Source organism: Paenibacillus dendritiformis (assembly GCF_945605565.1).
Classification (GTDB): Bacteria; Bacillota; Bacilli; order Paenibacillales; family Paenibacillaceae; genus Paenibacillus_B; species Paenibacillus_B dendritiformis_A.
The window spans coordinates 4,155,752-4,171,957 of sequence record NZ_OX216966.1 but is presented as its reverse complement, the minus strand read 5'-3'; the positions used below and the strand labels follow the sequence as shown (position 1 = coordinate 4,171,957).

Genomic DNA, 16,206 nt, shown 5'->3' with positions numbered 1-16,206 from the left:
TTTCCCGATCAGGAGGTGTGCATGACATATGATTATCGATTCCCGGTTCGGCCGTCTTGCTGACCACTATGCGATAGGACGTTGGGAGCGGATCGAACCTGTGGCGCAAGGTACGACCTCAGATGCCAAGCTCGTCACGACCGATACGGGCCGATATATATTGCGCAGGCTAAGAGACGCGGAGCAAGGGCGAACCGAGTATGAAATTTCCCGGCGGCTCAGGCCGCTTGATATCGCTCCGGAGGTGCTTGTTACGAAGGATGGTCTCCCTTACTTTAAGTTGGAGGATGCCTGCTATAATCTGCAGCGGTTCGTCGAGCATGAACCGGATGGCGAGCGCTGGAATGATGTCGAACTGGGTAAGACGTTATCGCTCTTCGAGAGGTCCATGACAGATATCCGGAGGCTAACCGGGCAGAGAGATCGCTTTGATTTGCGGCGCATGTGGGACGAGGCGTCCGCATCGCATGCCAGGGACGCTGTCATTCGGCTGCTCAAGGAGCCGGTGGAGCGATGTCTCGGCCATGCCGGGAAGATTACCGGTTATATCCATGGCGACCTGGGCGCCTGGAACCTGCTTCTGCGGAAGGGACGAATCTATATCATCGATTTCGGCGAGGTCCGCTTGGGCGACCGCCATTTCGACGCGGCCGCGGCGCTTGTGTCGACGGCAGGGGGCCATGCGAGCGTAGAGGAGGCGGTCACCCGATTGGAAGACTTCTGCCGCGGATATGCGGCGAACGCGGAACCGCTGGATCTGGACCGGTTGCGGGAACAGATTCACCTCTGGATCGTTCGCGGAAGCGTGGCCGTCGTCCGGTATCATGGCGTGAACGAACGGACAAGCCGGTATTGCCGCCAGAGCATGGCGACGATGGAGCATTTCGACAGAGTCATCGACCGATGCCTCGGCCGCTGAAGAGAGCGGCCGTCAGAGTCCGCTCTCTTCAGCGCCGGCCGGAGCCGCCTCCCGTGTGTCCCCCATTAGCCATTTATCCGCCTGGCTCATTCAACCTCTTGTTCCAGGCATGCCTCACGATCCAATACACACTCCCGGCAACCATGATCAAGGCCGCGGCATAGAGGCCGTATTGGTACAGCAGTTCTCCGACGGCTTCCACCCGGCTCCCCAATGCCCACCCTATACTGAAGAACAGCAGCGTCCATACAAAGCCGGCCGAATAGGCATATAGGGCATACCGCTTGAATGTCATCCTGTTCACGCCGACCAGATACGGGATGACGTGCCGGACGACAGGAAGAAAATAACTGAGGCAGATCGCAAGGCTGCCATATTTTCGAATCAAGCCTTCGGCTGCCTCGAGATAACGCTCCATTCGGCTTCTGCGCCGGAGCCGCTCCAGAATCGGGACGCCGACGCCTCTCCCAATCACGAATCCGACCGACAAGCCGGACACGACGCCGAGATAGGTCAGGACGAAGGCGGGCAGCGGGAGCAGAATATTCATGCCCGAGACGGCTCCGCCCGTCATGACGATCACTTCGTCAGGAACCGGCATCCCGACGATGCCGAGCCAAAGCGCGAAGAATAAAGCGGCATATCCGAATTGCCCGATCCAATGCAGCAGAAGATCAGCATTCATGGAGATTGCTCTTTGTTCGGCAAACGTATACGAAGGCAGGGGGCAGGTTGAGCAGAACGAACTTCATATCTTCGATTTCGAAGCGCGCCGCCAGCTGCTTTTTCATCTGAAGCGAATATTGAAAGGCGACGAACCATCCTCCAGGCGCGAGCGAGGTCTCGATCTGGCCGAGGATCTGATCACGCACCGTCTGCGGGAAATTGAAGAAGGGCAGGCCGCTCAAAATGCAGTCCAGATGAGAGACGCCATGCTTGCGGATAACCGTTAGCATCTCTTCCGCGCTCGGGTAACATAAAAAAGCGGGATAGTTGCTGGCCAGCAGCTCGCGCATAATCTGATCCTGCTCGAATAAAAACACCATCGCAGAAGGAGCCGCAACCTGCCGGATACGATCCGTAATAGCCCCCGTGCCGGCGCCCAGCTCTGCCGCATACCTCACCTGTTCCCATGGAACGGCATCGGTCATGGTGCGGGCGAGCAGCGTTGAGCTTGGAATAATGCTCCCGATTTGTTTTGGCTGATGAATGAATTTTTGCAAAAATAACTGTTTTTCGTGTATCATGATTGCTCTTGTCTCCTTTTCTTGAGTAATTCCCGGTAGTTCGCCCCTGAGGCGAGGATGACTCCGGCCATCCAGTACGTGAAGACGGCGACGAACCAGCCGGCGAACAGATCGGCTATCACATGCTGCTTCACAAAAAGCGTAGACAAAATAATGACCACGGCGGCGAAGCGGACGAAATGGCGCGTCCTCGGCCGGAACACAAACGAGCTTCTGTACATGAGACAGCTCGTCAGGACATGGATGCTGGGGAAGCAGTTGTAGGGCCTATCTGTCCAATAGATGATTTTGACCAGCGTATCGAACAATCCCGTGCCTTCAATGTCCGGCCGCGCTACCATGGTCTGGAAGAAAAAGTAGGTCAAATAGCAAAGGACCAGTCCAAGACAGAGCGCCAGCAGCGTTCGATAATAGACGGAGGGCCGTCGGCGAAACAGAAAAATCAGCGTTAGCACGATAAAGGGATACCAGCTGATATAGGGAATGATGAATGCCGATACGAAAGGAATGCGATCATCCCAGCCGGTGGTCAGCGAGTAAGTGTTCGGCCCGGGCCTGTTCTGAATTCCGTAGAAAATGTTCAACACGGGGATGGCCAGCATCCAGAGCAAGGGTCTGTATTGGTTCCGCGTTGTATTCTGTCTCATAACAATCCCTTCCTAACCTATATGATGTACCCTAAGGTTCCCCGAACAAGCGGGGATCATCCAAGCATTCGCTGTTGAAGGAGAGGAAAGCGAGTCCGGCCGCACTCTCCCGCCTCTTCCTGATGCTCTTATCGTATCCGACAGAGTTAAGATCCCGCTGAAGAAATTCTGAATGATTTCTAAAGATGAAAGCCGCGCCGGAGGGCAGCCCGATATACATCGAGGATAGCAGCATTGGAAGCAGTGCCTTCAATGTCCCGCTTGCGCCCGCTGAAGTGTTATTTCTGATGAGAAGAAGGCTGATTTTCGAAAGGTTCGGAAAGGATTCGACAGTCAGAGGGAAAGCGGGGATGCCAATGAAATGCTTCGCAAGCTTGCGGCATGCCGTTCGCCAGGTGCAGCCGCGTCAAAAAGAATGGGCGAAAGTGTATTCCGGTCTTGTCCAACCCGGTGATGCATTCGTGTTCTATGACGGGGAAACGACCTTGACGCGGGACGGCTGGATTGAATTTGCCTATTATCCGATTACTTGCAAGTCATGGGAGAGTCTGTGGAGGGAGCTTGCTTCTTATCCATTTGTGAATTCAATAAAGTCGCGGCTGTGCCCGAATGATTGCCGGCTGCTCTATGCGGAAATTATTCCCTGGTTCCCCGCGCCCCATTCCGCGTCGTACCTTAAGCTGCTGCGGGAGCTGAAGGAAGAGTCGCAGGGGAAGCGGTTCTATTCCCGGCGTCTGGAAGCAAGAACAGCCGGCAAGGTAGTATGCCATCTGAAGAAGAACGGAGATTCCGTGAGAATCAGTACGGATCTGCAAGGGAGTAAGGTTAAGCTTTGAAAACAAACAACACCGGCATATACCGGTGTTGTCAGCAGATTGTCTTTCATTATACAGGCCGGACAGCCTCAAATACATAGGCCTGCCTGGCGTTGACAGGTTCCTGCCCGTATACGAAATCGGCGGATAGTGGACTTGCTAATTAATGGCTCCGCAGGCGATGCGGTCGCCCGAATTCCCGGCCGGATCGGTACTATAGTCATCCGCTTTCTCGTGGATAATTAAGGACGTGCCGCCCGGACGGATAAGCGAGTTCGGCTTGCCTTGCACAAGCGTAACGGCTGTCGTCGACAGCGTAACCTGGACCTTGCCGTCTCCGCCGACCTCGATGTTCGGCAGATCGCCGGCATGGAACCCTTGTGGATTATTGAAGCCGTGATGCTTGTGCTTCGGATTGAAGTGAGCTTCCGCGGTCTTGAAATCCGGCCCTTCGCATCGGCCAGCGGCATGGAAGTGGAAACCATGGGGCCCTGGCGGCAGACTGTGGGCCTGGAGCGTTATCTGCACCTTGTCTCCAATCTGGACAAGATTCGCTGTTCCGATTTGCTCGCCTTTGCTGTTGATCATATTGACAGCGGCCGATGGCGCTTTTTCTTCGGCGGATGCCGCTTGGGAGCCACAGGCGCTGATGAGCAGAGCGCTTCCCAGCATACATACGAACGCAAGTTTTTTCATTGTGACCTCCTTGTTAGATACCGGCGTTATTAGTAGTGTGTCACAATAATTAGAAAAAGATAACAATCGCATGCGCAGCAGCATCCATATTTGTTCAATCATTGCATTGCGGCAAAAAATACAGAATGATCATAAAAAAGGGAAAATAGAGCCGAAAAGTTCATGATCATTCGCCTTTGCCTGTCGAAGTTTGCGCTTCTGAACAGAAACTGCGTATAATAATCATTATACGCAGTTATTTGGACGCTGCGGAATGACGATAAAGGAGTATAGATCAGCAATGAATCTGACCCGTCATGAACTAACCGCGCTGTATGAAGAGCCGCTGGAAGGATTCCGTTTATGGATGGCCAATGCGGGTTATACCGAATATACGCAGCGCAATTACATAGGCGATGTGAGACAGTTCCTGCGCACGCTGAACGGCAAGCCCATCGAGGAAGTGACGAAGATGCAGGTGTTGGCATTCTTCGCTCAGGTCAAGGCTTCCGGCGTCAGCGATTCGACCCGGAACCGCAAACATTGCGCGTTGACCAGCTTCTATCGGGCGCTGAACGAACTGGAATGGACAAGCGTCAATCCCGCGCTCGGCGTGAAGAAGTCGAAGACGGAGATGAACCGGGCCCCCGTCTATTTGGAGCCGGAACAGCTGCGAAAGGTGCTGACGCACGCGAGGGGCAAATACTATAACCGGAATCTCGCCATTTTAATGCTGATGGCCTATGCCGGCCTGCGGGTAGGGGAGGTGCACCGGCTGAATGTGGGCGATTATCACCCGGAGCGGCAGACGCTGGAGGTGCTCGGGAAAGGTCGCAAATGGCGGACTGTGCCGCTTCCGGCTGCGGTCGCGGAGCAGCTCCAACTCGCCCTGGAAGAGCGGTTGACGCCGTGGCGAGCAGGCGAGGAAGCGCTGTTCATCTCGCAAAAAGGACGCCGGCTGTCCATCCGCAACATTCAATATATCGCGGAGCAGGCGTTCGAAGGATTGACTGCGGATGATGGCGTCATAACGACGGGGCGCGGGCGATCCTATTCCTGTCACAAGCTGCGCCACTCGTTCGCGACCCTGCTGCTCCGAAGCGGCGCGGATATCCGCACCGTGCAGGATATGCTCGGACATGCCTCGATTCAGACGACGACAGTCTATACGCATGTCTCCGATAAGCAGAAGCAGGAAGCGGTCGAGCGATTGCTTCCTTATATAAGAATGAAGGGAACGGAAATCGAGCATGATGGAAATAACGGATAAGGAACAGAGTGATGAAAACTCCGCACCGGATTCGGCCTCGCTATCAATTAAGGACATAATATATATTATGTAAACTATCATCCGGGAGGAGGAACACGATGAATTCGATCAAGCTGCGCGCGCAAGCCTTGCTGCGGAACAAAAGGCTGATGAATATCTTAAAAATTGTGTTCCCGATCGCTGTTATTGTTTTTGTCATCTTCCAGGGCCAGAAGGAATTGGCTCATTTCTCGATCAAAAAATCGCTGCATGCGATCCGTTTGTTGTCCGGGGATTATTTTACGGGTTTAATTGTTGCCGGCGGCCTGGCCGTTTCCTGCATGTTTTTCTATGATGTGCTGCTGCTGCGCTCCATCCGGGTGCCGTTGCGCTGGGGGAAGGTGTTCCGGGTCTCCTGGATCGCCAACACATTCAACGGCATCTTCGGCTTCGGCGGCATTGCCGGCGTCGGCGTGAGGACGATTCTTTACCGCGAGTCGGTGGGAGAAGTGGGACGCCTGCTGCTGGCGATCGCGTGGATGGCTCCGTCGATGATTAGCGGATTGTCGATTCTTGGCATTCTCGTTATGCTTGGCATTTTTCCCGCATACAGCCTGCTCGCCGTCAAAGGGTGGCTCTGGATCACGCTAATCGGGGTGGCGCTATTCTTCCCGGCGTATATCCTATTCTCGCAATGGAAGGGGCGGCGGCATGCCAATGCGAAGATTACCTTGGGCTATACGCTCGTCTCGTTCGCCGAATGGCTGGCGGCAGGGTCAGTCGCTTACCTGATCTTATATCTGCTGGGCAGCGACGTCACGTATCCCGAGGTGATCGGCGTGTTCACCGTGAGCGCGATAGCGGGACTGATCAGCATGGTTCCCGGCGGCTTCGGAACCTTTGATATTACATATCTGATCGGGCTGCAGGCGATTGGCGTGGCCGACAGCACCGTCTTCACGGCCTTGCTGCTGTACCGCATTGTCTATTATTTCATTCCTTTTGCCTTGGGGCTTATCTTCGCCGCCTTCGAATTCGGCGGCGTGGCCGTGAAGCGGTTCGAGGATCATCCGACGATCGGCTCCTATATTGAGACCGGAAGCATCATCTGGTTCATACAGCGCTCGCTGTGGAATTCACTGTCCTCCTGGTCGGTCGTCATTCTGATGTTCATGACCTCGTTTTTTCTGGCTCTCTACACGCTCACCGTGCCGGAATGGGAGCGGAGCGCGTTCCTGCTGCCGCTGATCTACGGCGATCATGGGGATTTCTACCCGCTGGTGAACGGAATCGTGCTGGGGGCGAGCATTTTGATGATGGTTATGCTCAAGGGGCTGTTCGAACGGACGATCCGGGCCTATTTCGTGACATTGCTGTCGCTCGGCCTATGTACGGTATTGACGTTCCTGCTCGGGACGACGATTCGCCATACGCTGTGGCTGGCCGGGATGATTCTCGTCCTCGTGCTGCTGCGTTCGCAGTTCAACCGCTACCGTTACCCGCTCACGAAGGCGACGATTATCGTCACCGGCATCTTGATGACCCTGTTCCTGCTCAGCTACGCGCTTATGGGGTATCTGCTCGGCGAGATTCATCTCGAGCCGGCGTATGCCAGCGTCACATTGAGCTACGCTCAATTTACGACGACGCTGCTGACGGGGCTTGTGACCGCGCTGCTCCTGTACTCGATCGCTTATTTCGCCTTCGAGCGCCATCTGCGGGAGCCGCTCGGGCGAGCCTGGATTCCGGAGGATGATGCGCTCCTCCAGGGACCGAATGGCTGGCTGTACCGCCGCTTGCCCGGCAAGCGGGTCTTCAATGCCAGCACCGGCAAGCTCCCGCTCCCGTTCCTGGTTCGGAACCGGAGAGCGATTCTGTTCGGATGTCCGCCGTCCCGGCGTCATCCGGAAGCGATGCAGCTGTCGCTGGCCGACCTGTACGAGCAAGCGGATCGCTACGGCCTCGATATCGTGTTCCTGCAGGCAAGCGTGGAAGAGATGCCGATGCTGCATGATTTCGGCAATGATTTTTTCAAGATGGGGGAGCGTGCGTGCTTCGATATTCCCGGTGCCCGCATCAGCCTGCCCCATGCGCAGCATGAGCTGCTGCCGCTGCCGCTCGATGCGCAGCGCCTTCGGGAGCTGACGCATGTCGTCCAGCATCAGTACGAGGCGGTGCCGCCGGGATATCTGGCTTCGCTCCGGCGCCTGTTATGTACAGAGGACCCGGATCTGCGGCTGCTTTTGCTGCATGGCGAACCGGATCGCTGCATCGGATATGCCGTCTACCGCATTCACCCGGCCGGGAAGGCGATGATTGTCGAGGATATCCGTACCCGATTCAGCGTGGCGCGTCCCGAGCATGAAGAGCCGCTTGGCCAGCTGCGCGATCTGCTGCTGTGGCAAGGGCAGCGCCATCATTGCGTCCGGCTCGTATCCGGCCTCGTTCCGCTCTCCCATGTGGAGACGAACCGGGCTCCGCGCCTCTGGTCCGAGCGGGCCGCCACCGCGATATTCCGCCGCATTCGCGATCTGTATCCGCTGTCGCAGCAGCGCGCCTTATGGGAAGCGTTCGGGCCGGTCGTCTGGGAACCGCAATATATCGCTTTCCTGAAGCAGCGGCAGATGAACTGGACGATATGGCGCATCACGCGATCGCTGAGCCAGGTGCGGAAGGGACCGTCCGGCGGCAGGCAATGAAACCTTTATGAAAATCACTCAAAAGGACTGGGAGCGCCTCCCGGTCTTTTTTTATGGAGAAAACCGCTTACAACGCCGCTTTCCACCTGCATCTGCCCCTGGGCGGTTCGAGGCTGCTTTGCTACAATGGTAAAGAAAAGACATCATCGGTAGACGTTAAAGGGTGGTTTTTGTATGCTTGGATTTGCGATTTTGCTTGGATTTCATCTTGTGGGGACCGGATTGCATGCGCTGCTTCATCTGCCGCTTCCGGGGAACGTCATTGGTCTCATCTTATTTTTGATCTCGCTCGGCTTCGGCTGGGTGAAGCTCGAATGGGTGGAGCAGTCGGCCCAGTTCCTGCTTGACCATATGCTCTTATTCTTCATTCCTTATGTCGTGGGTGTCATCGCCTTCCTTCCCGTGCTTGAATCGCATGGATGGAGCATTGCCGCAGGCATTGTCGGCAGTACGCTGCTCGTCCTGTGGGTGACCGGCTTCACCGCCGCGAAGCTGCAGAAGCCCGTGCAGAAGCCCACCCGCCAGGAAGTTCGAGTGAACGGGAAGGAGGAGACGGCATGACCGATGTGATATGGTCGCATCAACCATTGTTCGGCATCGCCGCCACGATCGTCGTCTATGCGCTGGCCCGGCTGATTCACTCCCGGGTATCCTGGGTGCATCCGATTCTGTTCTGTTCCATCGTCCTGATCGGATTCCTCTGGATTGGCGGCATTCCGCTGAGCGATTATCAGGTGGGCGCCGATATGCTGTCGCTTCTTCTCGGGCCGGCCACTGTCGCGCTCGGGGTTCCTATTTACAAGCACCGGCATATCGTGAAGCGGCAGTTCAAGGCGATTGTACTCTCGATTACATGCGGCTCTCTCGTCGGCGTCGTCAGCGTGGCTGCGCTGATGGTCAGTCTCGATGGGGCGCGCGACGTCGTGCTGAGCATGCTTCCGAAGTCGGTCAGCTCTCCCATCGCCGTAGAGATCTCGCGCACGCTCGGCGGCATGCCCGAGCTGTCTGCCGTCTTCACCGTCTTCACGGGCGTCATCGGCAGCATGTTCGGGATGCTGTTCCTCCGGCGGACAGGGATCAAGGATAATGTCTCGCTCGGCTTGGCGATGGGAACGGCCGCCCACGGCTTCGGCACCTCGCGCAGCCTGGCTGAATCGGAGATGCAGGGCACATTCAGCGGCCTGGCGATGGGGCTGGCCGGTCTGATTACATCGGTGCTGTTCATTCCGCTCTATTTATTTTTGTAATTCGCAGTCCTTCTTTTGGCGGCTTGTTTTTGGCGGGCATTGACTTTTAATAGGATGCAGCTTGCGGGAAAAGGAGACGGGGAAGAGCATTGGAAAAGGGGAAAATGGAGCTGATCGCATGGCGGCTGCTCGAACGTTCCGGCCTGCCGGTTACGATCTCGATTGAGCGGCGGTTCCCAGGAAATCGTCTTGTCGGCGGCAAGTACAGCATGAATGCCGGCGCGATTACGATGTATTCTGAAGTCATCGCGGGGCGCAATGCGCCCAGTTATTCGGCTCGCTTGACCGGGCCGAGGATTATTTCGCCGTCGTCGTGGCCCATGAGCTGGGCCATGCCGCGGACGGAGATCTGGAGAGGCTGTCCGCAGCGATGGATATGGGCCGCAGCCCGGCGGATATCCGGCGGATCGCGCTCCGGATCGAAGAGAATGCGTGGGCATATGCGGTGTCATTGCTCCCGGAGATCGAGGATGCCTTCATTCAGGCCATTATCAATGAATCGTTAAGGGCGTACCGTGAACCGGACGAAGCGCGAACCGCTTAGCATGGCGGAAGGCGTGAGAGGGAGCTTTGTCGCATCATTGAGGGTGTTCCATAGGCTGTGCGCAAGGATGCGGGGCAAGGCGGGATGTACAGATAAATAGAAGCAGGAAGATGGCGGGAGGAAAAACGACGGAATATGGACAGGTTGAGACGAGGCTGTGTGACGGAGCTGGTGAAATGAAAATCCTGCGTGAATGCAGGAATTTACGCTATTTGTGGCCATATTTGATTAAATTCCTGTAAAAGTGCATTATTCTCGCCGATTTTTGTTTTCTATCTATGGCAAAGCTAGAAATTCCTGCACTTTTACAGGAATCCCTCTCACGGGCGACACCTCATAATGGAAAGCTGTATTTTTGCATTATTTCTGCAAGTCAAGCTTGTAGAATGAGGGGGTTGTCTCATCACTGCAGCGGAAACACTGCTGATGGGACAGCCCCTATTTTTATGGGCTAGGGAAACTGGTGCCTGCATGAATGTGAAGAAGCTTGATTTTTTTGCGGGCGGATGTTTCTGCCGCGGCCGTACCGGGTAAATAGTAGGTGACGTGTCATCATTTTTCTTAAAGATCAGAAACTGATCGGGGGGTGGCGCGTATTATTTTACATAAAGGAGCTGAAGCTGAATGAAAGCAACGTTATGGGCATGGGGAATACTGCTTGGACTAAGTCTCCCTACGATCGCCGGGGCAGCCGGCAACTATTCTGCGGAAGAGGCGTTCCGGGATCCGAATACCGGAGCGATCTATTATAACGTAACACGGACAGACGACAAAGGCTTCGATCAGCGCGTCGTCGTCAAGACGACGGATGGGCAATGGAAGCGATGGGACGAGAAGATTCGCCGCATGTATACGGCTGCGGAACAGAACGAGCCGCTGCTGGACACTACATATCAGGACAGTGTGGAAGGCGGGATGCAGTATGCGTTCGACCCGAATGATCAAGAAGTGGTGAAGGGTAAATGGTTCGAAACTTCGCCGAACGGCGAATGGGGCCTGCATCAGCGCAAATATACCGTCACCGGCGAGCAGGGTGGAAGAAAACCGGTATACAGTTATCTGTTGAAAAATAATAAAACAGGCGCGACGAAAGAGTGGCTGCAAACGAATCAACAGGCGCAGGCCACCTGGCTGCATGACAACCGCATCGTATACAGCCACATCAGCGAGAAAGCGAAGCAGGAAGTAATTTTCGTCTATAACCCGGCGAACGGCAAGACGGAAAGAGTGGTGCACGGCAATCTGAGGGGGATTCACCCGGATTCCGGCCTGATCGTCTACTCGGAGAACAAGCCGGAGCGGCCGCTGTTCCTGTACGACTTGAACAAGGGCGTATCGAAGCCGATCAAGGATTGGGCGGAAGCGGAGACGTATTTGCCGAAGCCGGCGGAAGCGAGAGACGCGACGGCCGATCTTCCCGAGGATTTCGACCTGGATGCGATTCCGGTCGAGAAGCTGCCGGTGAAGGTCCGCGCGGCTTATACGGTGGTGCTTGACAATGCGAAGGTCGGCGTGCCTGTCGCGTTCGAGGAGCAGGGGCAGATGCGCATTCCGCTGAAGCCGCTCGCCGAGAGCCTCGGCTGGAGCATAGCGAAGCTGCCGGCGAAGGCTCCCGACTACCGGTTTAAGGTTACGAATGGAAGCAAGTCGGTCGTGCTGAACAGCGGCAACAGTCTGCTGCAGGAAGGATCGCTGTATATGACGCCGGAGATCATCGGCAAGCTCGGTTATAAGTCGGTTCAGGTTCAAGAAATTCAATCATGAAGCAGCATCTTGGATGAGCGGAACGCCTCAACGTGGTTGGGGCGTTTTTTTGGCATGCAGGCAGTCAGTGCCGGAATGGATTGCCGCGGCCCTCCGCAAGCTAATATGAATCCGATTGAGAAATGGAGATGACTTGGGATGCAAAAAATTACGACCTTTTTTATGTTCGAGGGACAGGCTGAAGAGGCAATGAATTTCTACATCTCGTTGTTTTCAGATGGAGAGATTGTAAGCCTCGTTCGCCATGACGGCAGTGGGGGAGGCCAGGAAGGGAAAGTGCTGCACGCGGTCTTTGCGCTGAACGGACAGACCTTCATGTGCATCGACAGCAGCATAAAGCATGAGTTCGCCTTCACGCCTTCGATGTCGCTGTTCGTGAACTGCGAGACCGAGCAGGAAATCGATGAGCTGTACGCCAAGTTGTCGGATGGCGGGGAAGTGCTGATGCCGTTGGCTCCTTCGCCGGCGAGCAAGAAATTCGGTTGGGTGAATGACAAATTCGGCGTCTCCTGGCAGCTGAACCTGGCCAACAACGGATAAAATTATCGGGATCGGAAATAGAAGCAACTATCTCCGATCTCTTTTTTGAGATTGTGATTTATTTCACATATTATTGTGCAAATTCATGTTATAGTAGAACCATAAAGAAGAGGGAGTGAGAACGATGAGAACCTTCAAAACATTCGACGTTCATAAGCATACCGATAATGTAACCCGCAACTACCTCCAACTGTGCTATATGTGCGATGATAAGCATCGCTGCACGACGGAGAACGAGTGCAAGCAGTGCTGGGAAGAGAATGGAGCCGTTCCGGAGCAAGAAGACGATACTCGCGATTTGCTGCAAGCTTACTATGCGTAATCGAGGCTGGATCAAGAAATGATAGCTTTGAGTACCCAACTATGTGAAAAGAATAACTTTCCAATTGCGAACCCCCCTTTTTGAAGGCCAACCTTTGCGCTTCCCGCCAGAGGCTTGGCCTTTTACCGTGTGGATCGGGAAAGGGCGGGCCGCTGCGGAATGGCGCACGGCTTGAAGATAGTGATACAATATAAGGAGAAGAGCAACGAAAGGAAGGATCCCGATGCGCCAACGGAAGCAGCTTGAAGTATACTACGATGAATGGTGTCCGTTATGCGCCGCGATCCGGCGCCGGCTGGAACGCTGGGACTGGCTTCATGCGCTCCGGTTCCGGTCGATCCGTGATGGGCAGGCGGTATCCGATATGGTATCGCGAGGAATCTCGCCGGAGGCGTTGGAGGCCCGGATGCATGTCCGGTGCTCCGGAAGCGGGAAGATCGATTCCGGAATCGCCGCGGTGCTGAGGCTCTGCTCCCGCGTGCCGCTGCTTATGATATTATGTCCGGCTATCTGGGCGACGATCAAGCTTGGCTTCGGCGAGCGAATGTACGATTGGATCGCGGCCCGGAGGATGATTGTGCCTGCGGGCGGGTGCCTGGAGGACGGCTGTAGCCTGGAGCGGAGGACATCTTCGTAACTTCCTGCCGGACGGCGGGAGGACGAATGTTGAGCAGGAAGATAAGAGTGCGGCTCCAGACGCACTCCTTGCGGAAGCAAAGAGGACGCATGGAGCCGCGCGAAGTAAAGACTAGAGCGGAAGATAACGCTTTCTTTTCGATGCAAATCACATTTCCTTTTTTAATTGGCTAATCCTTCCCTGGCTTACCCCAAGGATTTTGGCGAGTTCCTTCTGGCTTGCTCCCGGATGCTCTTCGAACGCTTCTCTCAGACGCTGAATCAGTTCGGATGTTTTGGCTCGCTTCTTGGCCTGGGGCTGAGGGGCAATAGGTGCCAAGTCTTGGGCTCCGGCGAGTTCCTTCAGACAGGTAGAGCAAATAAACTGGTCCTTGTAGTAAGACACACTTTCCATACTCCGGCAGAAGGTGCATTCCGTCGAAGTATATTTTCGCAGTACGAGGATATGATCATCCAGCACAAAAAACTCCACTGCATCTCCAATCTCAATGTTGCGCGCGTTGCGAATTTCAACCGGAATAACAATGCGGCCAAGGCTATCTAAGCTACGAATCATACCCGTGTCCTTCATCAGGCACCCCTCTCGCTTCTGGCTATCATTTTTTAATAGTATAACAAATAAATGATGGTAAAAAAAGGCTTATTATCCTGTCAAAAAGTGCCATATTGACAAAAGAAGAATAAATCGTGATGAAACAGTGTGATTCCATGCGCAAAAAGAGCATTAGGGACAGGCGGGAAATGGGCATTAGAGGATGGCTGTTCGGGCAAATTAATCCTATTCATAAGAAGTGGGAGGCATATGTGCATGAAAGCAAAGATTACCCCTTATCTCATGTTCCGGGGCGAGGCGGAAGAAGCGATGAACTATTATATCGACGCGTTCGGTTCCGGCGAGATCGTCACGATGAACCGCTATGGCGACGCGAGGAGCAATGTGGAGTGGAACATCGCGGAGGAGGACTACGACAAGCTCATTCATGGGGAGTTTATCGTCGGCGGCCAGACGATCTACTGTGCCGACAGCACGGGAACCGGGCAGCATGCGGAGGAGCATCGCGTCCATCTGACGATCGCCTGCAGCAGCGAGGAGGAAATAAACCGGCTGTACGAGCGGTTGTCCGCAGGGGGACGTATTCTGATGCCATTGGGGATGACCTTCTGGCATTCGAAGTTCGCGGTTATCGTGGACCGATTCGGCATTCACTGGCAGTTGGACTTGCCGCAGGATTCCGCGAATATAGTTACATAATAAATATTATGTTAATTAATGATGTGCGCCCTATATTGGCCCTGAGCCGGAAAAAAGTTCGATTTATTTGTATTGCGGCAGCAGACTGAGGATATTGTCCAAGTCCTATGCCCGGGAAAAGGGCCCGAAGAGGTAAGCGCGGGTGCCATTCACGGACGCGGCTAGGGCGGGAACAGGCCCGAAGAACGGTTCTCCGGGCCTTGTCTAGTTCTATGTGTTGGAAGGCTTCAATATGGCGCCGTCTGATAGGCGAATAGGGGGGATACTTCTTCGTTGCTGTACGATTGGTGGAAAATATGCGTCGCCGCAGGCGACATCGGCGGGATCAGCCACGTCCAATCGCCGGTCAGGGGACGATTCGCTTCCGCCTCCTGCTGCTCGAAGCGCTTGAACTGCTGGGCCGCCGTATGATGATCGACGATGCTGACGCCAGCTTCCTTGAAGGAATGCAGCACGGCCGCATTCAGCTCGACCAAAGCCCGATCTTTCCATAGAGTCGTATTGGAAGCAGTATTCAGCCCCATGCGCGCAGCGATGGCAGGCAGCTGATGATAGCGCTGCTCGTCCGCCAGATTGCGGGCTCCGATCTCCGTGCCCATGTACCAGCCGTTGAATGGAGCCGCCTTGTAGTCAATTCCTCCGATCTCGAGTCTCATATCCGCAATGATCGGAACCGCATACCAACGGAGACCCAGCTCTGCGAACCAGGCATACTCCGGATGTGTCAGCGGGACTTGAAGCACTTCCTCCGGCGCCAGTTCTGCCCATTGCGGCGGTTCGCTGCCGACTTGAACGACAAGGGGCAGGATGTCGAACGGGGTGCCGGCGCCCTGCCAGCCCAGCGACTCGCAGATCCGGGTGAAGCGGAGCGAATGCGGATCGCCCCAGCGGCGGCCGTCTTTGTCATACCCAGCATAGCGGATTAACTGGTGGTTCCAGATCCGAATCGGCTCACAGCCGGGCTCATCCGCCCGGAACACCGTCACCGTCGGCCGGATCTTGCCTCCATTGGTAGCGAAGGCGATATGCCTGCGCATCGCTTGCAGCACTTCATCGGCCGTGGACGCTTCCCGCTCGTCGATGACCTGCAGGGACGGCCAGAACAAGCGGCCGATACACCGGTTGCTGTTGCGCCAAGCCATTTTGGCGCCGTGCTCCAATTCTTCGAAGGTATGCGCGTAGGTGCCCCGGGAGGCAACCTCCCGCTCAATCTCGTTCATGCGCCGCTTCACCGCGGCCTCATCCTTGCCGATCTCGTGATAGCAGCGTGCGATGAAGCTGGCTGCAGCCTCGATAAGCTTGTCTTCCCGTGTTCGTGTTCCTGTCATATCTATTGCTGTCCTTCCTTCATTCCGTCGTCAATACCTTCAGCATATCATACCCGCTGCCCCGATCCGGCGGCCGTTTCCGACATTTTCTTTACGGCTTCCGAAGCGGCTGAGGGACCGCGCGCGGCTCCAAGCGCCGTATGGCGTTGTATGACGGCGGTCGACCAGACGCACCCCAGGGCAGGCGGCGGGACAAGCGGAGAAACCGGCCGCAGGCGGGCGCTTCGTGACACCGGAGTCTCAGATTGTCACGGTTTGATCTTATTATTGGTGACATGCAAGCTGTCACCAATGCCGTGATATAATGCAGACATCAGCAGTG

18 protein-coding genes are annotated in these 16,206 nt (G+C 55.3%); 12 read left to right on the top strand and 6 right to left on the bottom strand.

Translation table 11 applies throughout. The features are described 5' to 3' along the window. Positions 1-28: 28 nt before the first annotated feature. Positions 29-919, top strand: a complete 891-nt coding sequence (locus NNL35_RS18555) for an aminoglycoside phosphotransferase family protein (protein ID WP_006675903.1) — start codon at positions 29-31, stop codon at positions 917-919. Positions 920-992: 73 nt separating this feature from the next. On the opposite strand, the gene NNL35_RS18550 is transcribed toward NNL35_RS18555, so the two are convergent. The 3 genes from NNL35_RS18550 to NNL35_RS18540 are packed head-to-tail and all read right to left on the bottom strand — an operon-like array spanning position 993 to position 2,813. Continuing rightward, entirely contained in the window at positions 993-1,604 is a 612-nt protein-coding gene (locus NNL35_RS18550; protein ID WP_006675904.1) for a DedA family protein, read from the bottom strand. Beyond that, a complete protein-coding gene (locus NNL35_RS18545) occupies positions 1,594-2,166 on the bottom strand; it encodes a class I SAM-dependent methyltransferase (RefSeq protein ID WP_006675905.1) in 573 nt (190 codons plus the stop codon). Before NNL35_RS18545 ends, NNL35_RS18550 begins: the two co-directional genes overlap by 11 nt. Then, on the bottom strand, positions 2,163-2,813 hold the full coding sequence (locus NNL35_RS18540) for a phosphatase PAP2 family protein (protein WP_006675906.1): 651 nt from the start codon (positions 2,811-2,813) through the stop codon (positions 2,163-2,165). Before NNL35_RS18540 ends, NNL35_RS18545 begins: the two co-directional genes overlap by 4 nt. A gap of 356 nt (positions 2,814-3,169) precedes the next feature. Here NNL35_RS18540 and NNL35_RS18535 point away from each other — a divergent pair, with 356 nt between their 5' ends. Then, positions 3,170-3,649 (top strand): hypothetical protein, encoded by a 480-nt coding sequence (locus NNL35_RS18535; RefSeq protein WP_138985615.1) that lies wholly within the window; start codon positions 3,170-3,172, stop codon positions 3,647-3,649. Positions 3,650-3,787: 138 nt separating this feature from the next. On the opposite strand, the gene NNL35_RS18530 is transcribed toward NNL35_RS18535, so the two are convergent. After that, complete coding sequence (locus tag NNL35_RS18530; RefSeq protein WP_006675908.1) at positions 3,788-4,324, bottom strand: superoxide dismutase family protein; 537 nt, start codon at positions 4,322-4,324, stop codon at positions 3,788-3,790. Between the two features lie 280 nt (positions 4,325-4,604). On the opposite strand from NNL35_RS18530, the gene NNL35_RS18525 reads away from it, so the two are divergent. The 9 genes from NNL35_RS18525 to NNL35_RS18485 all read left to right on the top strand — a co-directional run bounded on the left by NNL35_RS18525 (position 4,605) and on the right by NNL35_RS18485 (position 13,305). Continuing rightward, positions 4,605-5,573 (top strand): tyrosine-type recombinase/integrase, encoded by a 969-nt coding sequence (locus NNL35_RS18525; RefSeq protein WP_254553641.1) that lies wholly within the window; start codon positions 4,605-4,607, stop codon positions 5,571-5,573. Between the two features lie 98 nt (positions 5,574-5,671). Then, positions 5,672-8,251, top strand: coding sequence for a flippase-like domain-containing protein (locus NNL35_RS18520; RefSeq protein ID WP_006675910.1), 2,580 nt, complete (start codon positions 5,672-5,674; stop codon positions 8,249-8,251). Positions 8,252-8,425: 174 nt separating this feature from the next. Further along, positions 8,426-8,812, top strand: a complete 387-nt coding sequence (locus tag NNL35_RS18515; RefSeq protein WP_006675911.1) for a CidA/LrgA family protein — start codon at positions 8,426-8,428, stop codon at positions 8,810-8,812. Next, positions 8,809-9,498: an LrgB family protein gene (locus tag NNL35_RS18510; protein ID WP_006675912.1), complete on the top strand. Its 690-nt coding sequence runs from the start codon at positions 8,809-8,811 to the stop codon at positions 9,496-9,498. The genes NNL35_RS18515 and NNL35_RS18510 overlap by 4 nt, the downstream gene beginning before the upstream one ends. A gap of 313 nt (positions 9,499-9,811) precedes the next feature. Beyond that, a complete protein-coding gene (locus NNL35_RS18505; RefSeq protein ID WP_006675913.1) occupies positions 9,812-10,042 on the top strand; it encodes a hypothetical protein in 231 nt (76 codons plus the stop codon). A gap of 624 nt (positions 10,043-10,666) precedes the next feature. Next, positions 10,667-11,806: a TolB-like translocation protein gene (locus NNL35_RS18500; RefSeq protein ID WP_006675914.1), complete on the top strand. Its 1,140-nt coding sequence runs from the start codon at positions 10,667-10,669 to the stop codon at positions 11,804-11,806. A gap of 138 nt (positions 11,807-11,944) precedes the next feature. Further along, positions 11,945-12,346 (top strand): VOC family protein, encoded by a 402-nt coding sequence (locus tag NNL35_RS18495; RefSeq protein WP_006675915.1) that lies wholly within the window; start codon positions 11,945-11,947, stop codon positions 12,344-12,346. A 124-nt stretch (positions 12,347-12,470) separates the two neighbouring features. Next, the gene (locus NNL35_RS18490; protein ID WP_006675916.1) at positions 12,471-12,668 is read left to right on the top strand and encodes a hypothetical protein; all 198 of its coding nucleotides are present in this window, start codon (positions 12,471-12,473) and stop codon (positions 12,666-12,668) included. A gap of 223 nt (positions 12,669-12,891) precedes the next feature. Continuing rightward, a complete protein-coding gene (locus NNL35_RS18485; RefSeq protein ID WP_006675917.1) occupies positions 12,892-13,305 on the top strand; it encodes a thiol-disulfide oxidoreductase DCC family protein in 414 nt (137 codons plus the stop codon). A 147-nt stretch (positions 13,306-13,452) separates the two neighbouring features. Here NNL35_RS18485 and NNL35_RS18480 read toward each other — a convergent pair whose 3' ends face one another. Further along, on the bottom strand, positions 13,453-13,875 hold the full coding sequence (locus tag NNL35_RS18480) for an AbrB/MazE/SpoVT family DNA-binding domain-containing protein (RefSeq protein ID WP_006675918.1): 423 nt from the start codon (positions 13,873-13,875) through the stop codon (positions 13,453-13,455). Positions 13,876-14,112: 237 nt separating this feature from the next. Here NNL35_RS18480 and NNL35_RS18475 point away from each other — a divergent pair, with 237 nt between their 5' ends. Beyond that, the gene (locus tag NNL35_RS18475) at positions 14,113-14,556 is read left to right on the top strand and encodes a VOC family protein (protein ID WP_006675919.1); all 444 of its coding nucleotides are present in this window, start codon (positions 14,113-14,115) and stop codon (positions 14,554-14,556) included. A 227-nt stretch (positions 14,557-14,783) separates the two neighbouring features. Here the strand turns inward: NNL35_RS18475 and NNL35_RS18470 are convergent, their stop codons facing one another. Next, on the bottom strand, positions 14,784-15,884 hold the full coding sequence (locus NNL35_RS18470; RefSeq protein WP_006675920.1) for a nitric oxide synthase oxygenase: 1,101 nt from the start codon (positions 15,882-15,884) through the stop codon (positions 14,784-14,786). Positions 15,885-16,206: the final 322 nt, after the last annotated feature.